This is a genomic window from Streptococcus mitis, from assembly GCF_009496205.1.
Classification (GTDB): Bacteria; Bacillota; Bacilli; order Lactobacillales; family Streptococcaceae; genus Streptococcus; species Streptococcus mitis_BN.
Map to the genome: position 1 here is coordinate 1 of NZ_WIJO01000060.1, position 11468 is coordinate 11468.

General features: G+C 38.7%; 8 protein-coding genes and 2 pseudogenes. 3 read left to right on the forward strand and 7 right to left on the reverse strand.

What is annotated here, in order from left to right; translation table 11 throughout:
* Positions 1-524 (reverse strand): transposase (locus GEZ85_RS08720; protein ID WP_194251547.1); only part of this gene is annotated, 524 nt, incomplete at its 3' end.
* Between GEZ85_RS08720 and GEZ85_RS10565 the strand changes: the two are divergent.
* Positions 485-667, forward strand: a pseudogene (locus GEZ85_RS10565) (hypothetical protein). The gene GEZ85_RS08720 and the pseudogene GEZ85_RS10565 sit on opposite strands and share 40 nt — an antisense overlap.
* Here the strand turns inward: GEZ85_RS10565 and GEZ85_RS10660 are convergent.
* Positions 664-3639, reverse strand: a complete 2976-nt coding sequence (locus tag GEZ85_RS10660) for an Ig-like domain-containing protein (protein WP_474104139.1) — start codon at positions 3637-3639, stop codon at positions 664-666. The pseudogene GEZ85_RS10565 and the gene GEZ85_RS10660 overlap by 4 nt on opposite strands.
* 6 nt (positions 3640-3645) lie before the next feature.
* A pseudogene (locus tag GEZ85_RS10665) lies at positions 3646-5517 on the reverse strand (hypothetical protein); the annotation flags it as partial.
* Here GEZ85_RS10665 and GEZ85_RS08730 point away from each other — a divergent pair.
* On the forward strand, positions 5420-6676 hold the full coding sequence (locus tag GEZ85_RS08730) for an ISL3 family transposase (protein ID WP_194251548.1): 1257 nt from the start codon (positions 5420-5422) through the stop codon (positions 6674-6676). The pseudogene GEZ85_RS10665 and the gene GEZ85_RS08730 overlap by 98 nt on opposite strands.
* A 202-nt stretch (positions 6677-6878) precedes the next feature.
* Here the strand turns inward: GEZ85_RS08730 and GEZ85_RS08735 are convergent, their stop codons facing one another.
* From GEZ85_RS08735 to GEZ85_RS08750, 4 genes are read right to left on the reverse strand one after another with little or no spacing between them, the layout of a single operon-like run.
* Complete coding sequence (locus GEZ85_RS08735) at positions 6879-7739, reverse strand: methionyl aminopeptidase (RefSeq protein WP_000631543.1); 861 nt, start codon at positions 7737-7739, stop codon at positions 6879-6881.
* Between the two features lie 15 nt (positions 7740-7754).
* Complete coding sequence (spxR, locus tag GEZ85_RS08740) at positions 7755-9032, reverse strand: CBS-HotDog domain-containing transcription factor SpxR (RefSeq protein WP_153210176.1); 1278 nt, start codon at positions 9030-9032, stop codon at positions 7755-7757.
* Positions 9025-9576, reverse strand: coding sequence for a GNAT family N-acetyltransferase (locus GEZ85_RS08745; protein WP_153210177.1), 552 nt, complete (start codon positions 9574-9576; stop codon positions 9025-9027). Before GEZ85_RS08745 ends, spxR begins: the two co-directional genes overlap by 8 nt.
* Positions 9577-9591: 15 nt before the next feature.
* Positions 9592-10851 (reverse strand): UDP-N-acetylglucosamine 1-carboxyvinyltransferase, encoded by a 1260-nt coding sequence (locus tag GEZ85_RS08750; RefSeq protein WP_153210178.1) that lies wholly within the window; start codon positions 10849-10851, stop codon positions 9592-9594.
* Between the two features lie 292 nt (positions 10852-11143).
* On the opposite strand from GEZ85_RS08750, the gene GEZ85_RS08755 reads away from it, so the two are divergent.
* Positions 11144-11468 (forward strand): transposase family protein (locus GEZ85_RS08755; protein WP_194251549.1); only part of this gene is annotated, 325 nt, incomplete at its 3' end.

Sequence of the window (11468 nt, forward strand, 5' to 3'; positions counted from 1 at the left end):
TCTTCTTGAAAATAGTTCTGTATCTGTTCTTGCAGTTTGGCGGAGAATTTCTCTGTCGCTTTCTTCCACACAAAACTATACTTGTTGGCATTGGCTTCAATCTTAGTCCCGTCAATAAACAGACAATCTAAGGTCACTAACTCTTCCATTTTTAAACGAAGATTGAGGTCCATGAAAAGATTACGTATGAGTTCTTCCATCTCTTCAGCGACTCGAAAACGATTGATGGTGCGGTAGCTGACAACCAACGGTCCTGTTAGGTACTGCATAGCGAGGTTTTCAATCATCATTTTTTCGATTTTTCGTCCAGAGAAAATCCCTTGTGAATAGGCAAATAGAAGAGTAGCTATAAGCATTTTAGGGTGATAAGACAGGCGACCAAAGGCATGATAGAAGGCATGGAAGTGACAATCCTCCAAGGTATTCACCACTTTTTCAATAGTAAAGACGAGATGGTCTTGTGGTAAGAAAGAACTGATTTCTAGTGGTAAAGTTGTTTGATTTGTGTTATAGTGAATATGCATGGGATGGCCTTTCTAAATGATTTATTAAGCAATTCTATTTTACCAAGACTATCGTAACCATGCAAAAAAGCAACGGCAAATCCGTTGCTTTTTTTGGAAATAAGGGACTATTGTCCCAGACTCTAAAAACTATGAGTTTTTAGTCTTCTTTTTTCTTGCGAGCAAGAAGTCCAAGCGCTGCTAGGCTAGCGTTAGCTTCTGTACCTGTGTTAGGCAACTCTTGTTTAGCCTCAGCTTCTTTTTCTGATATTTGTTGCACTGGTTGCTCTTGTATTGTTTCTTGAATCTTACGATAAACATGACGGACATTACCGTTCGCATCTTTCTCTGTTCTGACTAATTCATATCCTGTGATATCCTTAGCTGGAACTTCGCCATTTTCATTTGGAAGAATTGGGTTACCATTTTCATCCACAAATGTTGTGATGATAGATGTTTCTGGTGTTGTCACTTTACGGTAAATATTACGGACATTTCCATTCGCCTCTTTTTCAGTACGAACGATTTCATATCCTTTTAATTCTTTACCTGGATGTGAACCATTTTCATCCGGAATGATTAATTCTCCGTTTTCATCTACATAAGTTGTGATGACTTTGTATTCAAATGGAGTTGGAGTAGGTGTTGGCGTTACAACCTTTTCATATACGTGTTCGATATCTCCGTTTGGAAGTTTCTTCGTTTCTACGAATCTGTATTCTGGAACATTATCTTTCTTCGGTGTTGTTCCATCTTCACTTGGATATCCTTTAATTGGATTTCCATTTTCGTCTACAAATTCAGTATCCGGACGTACTGTTGGTGTGTATTGAGCAGAGATAGTTTTACCTAATTTATCTTTTCTAACGACCGTAATTCCATCTGCAGTACCTGTAAATTCTGGTTCTGGTGTGAATGTTACTTTACCTGTCGCATCGATTGTATATGTTCCTTCTCCTTCTACTACTCTTGTAGTTGCTCCATCATCAAATGTTGGTGGTACATCTAAGTCAACATCTCCTGTGAATTCTGGAGTGTTAGATTGTGGAGTATTCTTAGCACCTTCTGATGTTTTGTCTACAGTCTTCGTTACTGGAGTTACTGTTGGTGTGTACGTAGCTGTTACAGGCGTTCCGTTTTTATCTTGACGTTGAACTGTTACACCTGTTGCTGTTCCTAAGAATTCTGATTCTGGCGTGAATGTCACTTTACCAGTCGCATCGATTGTATATATTCCTTCGCCATCAACTGTTACAGAATCAACTGGATCACCCGTCTTAGGATCAACTAGTTTAGCTGGTACATCCTCATCAATTTCAACAGTTTCTTCTTTTCCGTTGATTTTCGCTGATCCACCATTGAATACTGGTGTTCCTGTTTGTGGTTGACCTTTAGGTCCTACTGATGTCTTATCTTCTCCAGTTGGCGTTACTGGCACTACTTTTGGAGTATACTTAGCTGTTACTGGCGTTCCATTCTTATCAACACATTGAACTTCTACACCTTCTCCTTTTCCAGTAAATTGTGGTTCTGGTTGGAATTTCACTTTACCATCTTCGATTGTGTATGTTCCTTCTCCAGGAATTACTACTGGTTCATCAGTTGGTTCTCCTGTTTCTGGAACAAGAAGTTTAGGTACTTTTGTTTCATCAATCTCAACAGTTTTTGGTACACCATTAACCGTTACTGTTCCACCTTTGAATTCTGGTAATCCTGTTTGTGGTTTACCTTGAATATCTTTAGATTTAGCTGGTGTTGCTGTTGGAGTTACACCTTTAACTTTAGGTGTGTAGCTTGCTTCTACAGGTTTTCCGTTCGCATCTTTCACTTGAACAGTTACCCCTGTTGCTTGACCAGTAAATTGTGGTTCTGGTGTGAATGTTACTTCTCCAGTCTTAGGATCGATTGTGTATTTTCCTTCATCAGGAATCACTATTGTGGTTTTATCAGTTGGCTTCCCTGTTTCTGGATCGATTAATTTCGCTGGTTGCTCATCAGTAATTGTAATTGCAACATCAGGATTTCCTGGTGTGAATTTTGGTGTTCCATTTTGTTCAGCACCTTGTACATCTTCTGATGTAACATCTTCTCCTGTTGGTTTAACTGGAGTTACTGTTGGTGTGTACGTAGCTTTAGCAGGTGTACCATTTTCATCTAAGCGTTGAACATCAATACCTGTTGCTTTTCCAGTGAATTGTGGTTCTGGTTGGAATTTAATACTTCCATTTGGTTCGATTGTATATGTTCCCTCTCCTTCAACAGTCACTGAGTCTACCGGGTTTCCTGTTTCTGGATCGATTAATTTCGTTGAAGTTTCAACAATCGGTACTCTTGAATCTCCTGCTGTAAATGTTGGAGTTCCAAATTGAGCTTTCCCTTGTACATCCGTTGTTTTAACTGGTGTTGCCGTTGGTTTAATTGGCGTGATATTTGGAGTATACGTAGTTTTTACTGTTGTTCCGTTTGTATCTGCCGCTTGAATCGTTACTGGTTGAACCGTTCCTACATAAGTTTTATCCGTTGGTGTAAATACCGCCGTTGCTTTTCCACTTACCACTTTTAGTGTGTAAATACCGACAACATCTCCTGCTGGATTTTTAGCTGGTACTGAGTCTGCTGGTTGTCCATCTTCACCTAATAGTTTGAATGAAGCAGGATCAATTGCTACTGATTTTTCTGTTCCATTTACATCCGCCTTACCTGCTGTAAATGTTACTTCTTTCGATTGTTCTACCCCTTGTACATCTGTTGAATCAGCTGGTTTAGCCGTTGGTTTAACCCCTACGATTACTGGAGTATATTCCGCAGGTACTGTTGTTCCATTCGTATCTTGACGTTGAACCGTTACTGGTTGAACTGGTCCTACATAAGATTTATTTTCTGGTGTGAATGTTACTACCCCTGTAGCCGGATTTAAAGCATATTTACCGATTACATTTCCTTCTGGATCTTTTGCTGGTATTTCATTTGTTGTTGACGGTTGCCCAGTTATTGGATCGATTAATTTCGGTGGTACATTTTCATCAATTGGCGTATCTTCACGTCCAGGTTTGAAGTATGGTTTACCGTTTTGAGTTTCACCTTGAACTCCTGTTGTAACATTGTCAAATCCTTCTGGTACTACCGGTATAACAATTGGTGTATATTTCGCTGTAGCTGGAGTTCCATTTGTATCTACACGTTTTACAGTTACACCTTTAGCTGTTCCTGTAAATTGATTTTCAGGTACAAATGTTACTGTTCCGTCTTCTGCTACTGTGTATACCCCTTCTCCTGGAACTTCTTTTCTAGTTGTTCCATCTTCAAATGTCGCAGGAACTTTAGCATCAATCGGGAACTCAGTATCCCCTGCTGTAAATGTTACCGTTCCTGTTTGAGTTTTACCTTGGAATCCTGTTGTCGTTTTATCTTGTCCTTCTGGTACTACTGGAGTCACAGTTGGAGTATAAGTTGTTTCTACTTTTGTTCCATTTTTGTCTGCTGCAGTTACTTTCGCTGGGTCTGGTGTTCCAGTAAAGTCTTTATTTGGTTGGAATGTAATTACTCCAGTTTCTGGATCTAAAGTATAAGTACCCACTTCTTTTCCATCTTTAAGAGCTGGCATTGTTGTGACTTCTGCACCTGTTGGGTCTACAAGTTTCACTGTAGATTTATCGATTGGTGCTGATTCGTCACCTTCTTTGAACATTGTAGTTGCATCTTGAGTTTGTGGTTTACCTTGTTTTCCACTTGTCTCTTTTGGTTCTGCAGTTGGTTCTACTTCTTCCACTTCTGGAGTGTAGTCACCACTAGATGTAACTTCAACTTTATTTCCTTCTGAGTCTGTTGCTGTCACAGCTACTTTAACATCTACTCCTTTTGCTTTACCTTTGAAGCTTGGTTCTGGAGTGAATGTTACTTTACCATCTTTATCGATTTTATATGTTCCTTCTCCAGGTACTACAACTTTACCTTCTTCATCAGCACCTTCTAGTGAGTACTTAGCTGTAGACCAGTCTACATTTGTGCCATCTGGAGTGTTAGTTCCTGTATTTAATTCAGAGAAACGATCTTTTCCTGATTTAGATTCTTGAGGTTGTCCTTGTTTTCCTTTAGTTTCATCATTTGATGGTTTAACACCATATACAGTCGGTGTGTAAGTAGTTGAAGATTCTACTACTACTGGTTGACCATCATCTCCTGTTAACGTTACATTAGCTGAAACTGTTAAAGGTTTAGCCGTACCAATAAATCCTGGAGCTGGTGTGAAGTTCACTTTACCTGTGTTTTCATCAATTTCATAAGTACCTTCACTAGTAGTTACAGAACTTACTTTTTTACCTGATTCTGGATCAACTAGTTTATAGTCAGATACTTCTGCATCATTTGGCAATCCAGTCTTGAATCCTTTTTCCATTGAATCAGTTTGTTCTTGTCCTTCTGCTCCAGAAGTTTTTTCAGGTTTAGAAACTACGATGTAGTAAGTTGTTTCTGCAACTGCATCTTCTGTAACTTCTCCTGAGTCTGTTTTTCCTACTGTTGGAGTTGTTACAACACCATTTGAATCAACAGTTCTTACTGTTACTTTATAACTTCCATACTCACCTAATGTATATGCTGCGATTTCTGGGTTTGCTAAGTTTTTCTCAGCTGCTGTTTTCAATGCTGTACGTGCTGCTTCTACTGCTTTTTCTGCTTCTAAAGCTTCTTGACGACTTGAAGTAACTTTCGCTGTTAATTCAGGAAGTTTTCCTTGAGCTTCTTTTAATTTCTCATCTAAGCTAGCTTTGAACTCTTTTGCATCTTTAAGTTTCGGCTCTATAATATTTGTAGTGGGTAAATCCCCTATGGATATTATGGAGCCGTTTTTATTGTAGAAAAAAAGTCCCATAAGATCTATAATGAAAAGCGACCAAACCATCATTAGAAAGAATCCTATGGAACAATTACATTTTATCACAAAACTACTAGACATTAAAGACCCTAATATCCAATTTATGGATGTCATCAATAGGAATACCCACAAAGAAATCATCGCTAAACTGGACTATGAGGCCCCATCTTGCCCTGATTGTGGAAGGCAAATGAAGAAATATGACTTTCAAAAACCGTCTAAGATCCCTTACCTAGAAACGACTGGTATGGCTACTAGAATTCTACTTAGAAAACGTCGTTTTAAGTGCTATCAGTGCTCGAAAATGGCGGTCGCTGAGACTCCTCTAGTAAAGAAAAATCATCAAATCCCTCGTATCATCAACCAAAAAATTGCTCAGAAGCTGATTGAAAAGACTTCTTTGACCGATATTGCTCATCAGCTGTCCATTTCAACTTCAACTGTCATTCGCAAGCTCAATGACTTCCGTTTTAAGCATGATTTTTCTCATCTTCCAGAGATTATGTCTTGGGATGAGTACTCCTTTACAAAGGGAAAAATGAGTTTCATTGCACAAGATTTTGAAAAGCTCAATATCACCGCTGTTCTTGAAGGTAGAACACAAGCTATTATCCGAAATCACTTTCTTAAATATGATAGGGCAGTCCGATGTCGAGTGAAAATCATTACTATGGATATGTTTAGTCCCTACTATGACTTGGCTAGAAAACTTTTTCCGTGTGCTAAAATCGTTCTAGATCGTTTCCATATTGTACAACATCTAAGCCGTGCTATGAGTCGTGTGCGCGTCCAAATCATAAATCAGTTTCATCGAAAGTCTCATGAATACAAGGCTATCAAACGCTACTGGAAACTCATCCAACAGGATAGTCGTAAACTTAGCGATAAACGTTTTTATCGTCCTACTTTTCGCATGCACTTGACCAATAAAGAGATTCTAGACAAGCTTTTGAACTATTCAGAAGACTTGAAACACCACTATCATCTCTATCAACTCTTGCTGTTTCACTTTCAGAATAAGGAGCCGGAGAAATTCTTCGGACTCATTGAGGACAACCTTAAGCTGGTTCATACTCTTTTTCAGACTGTCTTTAAAACCTTTCTAAAGGACAAAGAGAAAATTGTCAATGCCCTTCAACTACCCTATTCAAACGCCAAATTAGAAGCGACCAATAATCTCATCAAACTTATCAAGCGCAATGCCTTTGGATTTCGAAACTTTGAAAACTTCAAAAAACGGATTTTTATTGCTCTGAACATCAAAAAAGAAAGGGCAAATTTTGTCCTTTCTCGAGCTTAGCTTTTCTTCAACCCACTACAGTTGACAAAGAGCCGAAAAAACGCTCCATAATATCTGTAGATAAGTCCCCCTACAGATATTATGGAGCCTATTTTATTGGCTTGGAAAAAGTCTGAAAACATCAATACAATGCGTTTATTTAATATGAAAAGATCTACTGGATTCTTTAGAAATGAACATCCAGCAGCCTTTTCACTTTTTATTAATAAGTTCCTTCTTCACCTTGACTAGTCAAGATAACAGGTCCATCTTTCGTAATCACAAATTGGTGTTCATATTGGCATGACAGTCCACCGTCAATGGTTTTATGCGCCCAACCGGTCTTCATATCTGTATCAATTTCCCAATCACCTGTATTGATCATTGGTTCAATAGTCAAGACCATTCCTTCACGAAGACGGAGTCCTCGACCTGCAATACCATAGTTAGGAACCATTGGTTCTTCGTGCATGGTTGGGCCAACACCATGACCAACCAAATCACGCACTACACCGTAACCACGACTTTCAGCGTATTCTTGAATCGCTGCTCCAATATCACCGATACGGTTTCCAACAACAGCTTGCTCAATCCCCTTGTACATAGCTTCTTTAGTTACATCCATCAAGTTTTTCACTTCTTCGGACGGTGTACCAACAGCATAAGCCCAACATGAGTCTGCTAGGCCACCAGAATAGCTCTGAGTGTATTTTTTCATTTGTTCAACATTGTTGAAGTTTAATTTTGAGACATTCAGGTCAGATTTAGCAATTGGACCTCCCAAAACCATATCAACTTTGAGCAAATCACCATCTTTCAAGATATAGTGACGAGGGAAAGCATGAGCCACTTCATCATTAAGAGAGCAACAGGTAGCATAAGGATAGTCCATCATTGCACCGTCAACTCCAATCTGAAGCGGAAGGAAATTTTCTTCCTTACAACGACGGCGAACATACTCTTCAACTTCCCACATATCTACGCCAGGCTTAATCAAATCACGCAAGCCGATATGAATACTTGCTAGAAAATCACCTGCCTTATCCATAGCTTCGATTTCACGAGCTGATTTTAATGTTATCATTTTTTCTCCTAGTTTCTAATTAATTTTAACGGTTACATTTGCTTTTGAAACAATCTGATGACCATGATAAATATCGTAATCAATAATAGCTGACCGTCTCGTATGATGGATAATGCGTGCTTGAATGCGCAATATATCATCTATCTGAACAGCCTGCAAAAAGTAGATTAGCATCTGCTCAATAATAAGATTGCGACCACTATTCACAACTAAATCTTGAGTCATGTGGGTCAGAATTTCTGCCAATATACCATTAGCCAAAACACCGTTCTTCTCTAGCATAAAGGGTTCCACTGTAATCACTACTTCATCATGGTGATAAGAAAGTTTTTGACCAATCTGCTCAGAAAAAGTAGGTAGAGCAGAAACTTGGGAACGACTCATCTTCTCCATGACATCTCGTCTGGTTACAACCCCAAGCAAGGTTTGATTATTTCGAACAACCGGTACCATTTCAAAGTCTTCAGCAATCATCCGTTGACTCACATTGGCAATATTTGTCGATAATCCAACCAAAAATAGACTACGAGACATGACTTTATCAATTGTGGTACTTGGTGACTTATCTCCCGCATCTCTCATAGTAACAACCCCAACAACAACCTGATGTTGATTGATAACAGGGAAACGGCTGCTACGATTCTTACGTACCAAGTCCAAATAATCTTTAACTGTATCTGTCTCTCTCAGAAAACCATACTCATGACTCGGGCGATAAAGTTTCTCAACTGTCAGAATATCAGTCTTGATTTGGACATTTGACAAGGCTTTATTGATCATGGTCGCGACAGTGAAAGTATCATGCTTGCTTCTCAGAACAGGAATCCCTTTTTGATTAGCCAGTTTTAGCACATCATCATGGACCTGAAATCCACCTGTAACCAGAACTGCATTTTCATTTTCCAAGGCTAGCAACTGAATACGGGTTCGGTCTCCGACAATCAAGAGCCCCCCATCGTGAAGGTAAGACAAGATATTTTGTTCAGTCATGGCACCGATTGAAAACTTACTAAATTCTCTCTCTAAACCTTCTTGCCCAGCCAGAATCTCAGAAGAAGTCACTTCTGCAATTTCTGCAAATGTTAATCTTTCGATAGCAACTTTCTGAGATTTAACACGGATAGTACCACTTCTTGGACGAGTCTCTACAATTCCACGATTTTCAGCTTCTTTAATGGCCCGATAAGCCGTTCCATCACTGACTCCCAGATGATTCGAAATACTACGAACACTGACCCTTTTACCAATGGGTAATTCTTCCAAATAGCTTAGAATTTCTTGGTGTTTACTCATTAATTTCTCCCTTTACAAAGCGAAACTCAAGATAATCACGCATTTTCTTTGTATAGCGATCGCTTCCTTTAAACTGACGAATCAATCGAAATCCAGACTTGAGAGCAACCCGTTGGCTAGCTTCATTTTCAAGATGAGTAATGATAGATAATTGCTTTAAACCAAATTCCTCAAAAGAAAGTTGGCAAAGTTTTCTTACAACTTCTGTCATAAAACCTTGACACCATATATCTTTTCTCAAAAAATAACCAAGTTCTGCTTCTTTTTTAATTTCATCTAGCTTCTCAAACTTAATTGAACCAATCATTTTTTCAGTTTTCTTATCACAAATAGCCCATACACCTAAAGGAGCCTTCATAAAATAATTGGCCAGTGTATATTGACTCTCTTCCAAACTAGCTTGACTTGGAAAAATGAATTGTAAATTTTCTGGATTTGAAGCTATCTCATGGAAGTCCTGACTATCACTAAAAAAGAAAGGACGCAAATACAAGCGATCCGTTTCAAAAAAAGAAAACATTGCTAATTTGGTCCAAATATTCATAAACACCTCTACGGTTTAATCCTCAACAAGTGTAATATCTGCTCCTAGATTACGTAATTTTTCAATAATATCTGAATAACCACGTAAGATGAACTCAATATTTGTAATTTCAGTTTTGCCTTCAGCCATTAAACCAGCAATGACAAGTGCGGCCCCAGCTCTAAGGTCAGTAGCTTTTACATTTGCACCACGCAAACCACGTCCACCAGTATATAAAATATGGTCGTTTGTAGTCGTAATATCTGCGTCCATCTTTGCTAGTTCAAAAACATGGTTTACTCGTTTTTCATAAATGGTATCAATAATGGTACCACGCCCCTCTGCTGTTAACAAGAGTGGAGTAATTGGTTGTTGCAAGTCAGTAGCAAAACCAGGATAAGGTGCTGTCTTAATATTGATTGCTTTCAAATTAGACTGTTCTTCGACAAAAATACTGTCTTCAGATACAGTCATTCTCACACCCATCTCTTCCAACTTAGCGATGAATCCTTCTAAGTGTTCGTATAATACATTGTTGATACGAATTCCCTTACCGACTGCAGCAGCTAAGGAAATATATGTTCCTGCTTCAATACGGTCTGGAATCACCTGGTGGCGAGTTCCGTGTAATCTTTCAACACCATCAATAGTGATAATATTAGTTCCTGCCCCACGGATATGGGCACCCATATTATTCAAGAGAGTGGCAACATCAATAATCTCAGGCTCACGGGCTGCATTTTCAATAATAGTACGCCCATTTGCTTTAACCGCAGCAATCATCGTATTAATCGTCGCACCGACACTAACCGTATCCATGTAAATACTTGCACCATGAAGTCCCACATCTTTAGCAGATAACTTCATGTTATCTCCCTCGTAGCTAACAGTAGCTCCCATTGCTTCAAAAGCCTTTAGGTGTAAGTCAATAGGACGTGGTCCCAAATCACATCCACCAGGCAAACCAACTGTAGCTTCCCCAAAGCGACCTAAAAGACTTCCATAAAAATAATAAGATGCACGAAGACTGTTGATTTTCCCATAAGGCATTGGAATATTTTGAACACCTCGTGGATCAATCTCTAACACATCGTCATAACGCTTAACGGTAGCACCCATTAACTCCATGATTTCGACAAGACTAGCAACATCGGAAATATCTGGAACACAATCCAAAGTCACCACATCATCAGCCAAAATAATAGCTGGAATTAAGGCCACAACGCTATTTTTAGCACCGCTAATAGTGATTTCACCTTGCAAGGGCAATCCACCATTGATAACAATTTTTCTCATTCTAAATTTTTTATGCTCTTTCAAAATTTCTAAAAAGGTCCTACATTAAAGTATATCATAAATCCACCCTTTTTTCCATCATTTTCAATTATATTAGCAGAATCGTATTTATTGGTAAATGAGCTGTCTTGAAATGTTTTGCCCCTTTTTACCTCTTGCAATAAAAAAAGGCTCTATAATATTTGTAGTGGGTAAATCCCCTATGGATATTATGGAGCCTTTTTTGTTGTAGAAAAAAAGTCCCATATCATCTATAATGAAAAGCGACCAAACTATCATTAGAAAGAATCATATGGAACAATTACATTTTATCACAAAACTACTCGACATTAAAGACCCCAATATCCAAATTATAGATATCATCAATAGGGATACACTCAGGGAAATCATTGCTAAATTGGACTACGATGCCCCATCTTGTCCTGATTGTGGAAGTCAAATGAAGAAATATGACTTTCAAAAACCGTCTAAGATCCCTTACCTCGAAACAACTGGTATGGCTACTAGAATTCTCCTTAAAAAACGCCGTTTTAAGTGCTATCAGTGCTCGAAAATGGCGGTCGCTGAGACTCCTCTAGTAAAGAAAAATCATCAAATCCCTCGTATCATCAACCAAA

Excerpts from the sequence above, each read along its gene's own strand:
- GEZ85_RS08730 (WP_194251548.1), top strand. The coding sequence starts at position 5,420 with ATGGAACAATTACATTTTATCACAAAACTACTAGACATTAAAGACCCT.
- GEZ85_RS08735 (WP_000631543.1), bottom strand. The coding sequence starts at position 7,739 with ATGATAACATTAAAATCAGCTCGTGAAATCGAAGCTATGGATAAGGCA.
- spxR (WP_153210176.1), bottom strand. The coding sequence starts at position 9,032 with ATGAGTAAACACCAAGAAATTCTAAGCTATTTGGAAGAATTACCCATT.
- GEZ85_RS08745 (WP_153210177.1), bottom strand. The coding sequence starts at position 9,576 with ATGAATATTTGGACCAAATTAGCAATGTTTTCTTTTTTTGAAACGGAT.
- GEZ85_RS08750 (WP_153210178.1), bottom strand. The coding sequence starts at position 10,851 with ATGAGAAAAATTGTTATCAATGGTGGATTGCCCTTGCAAGGTGAAATC.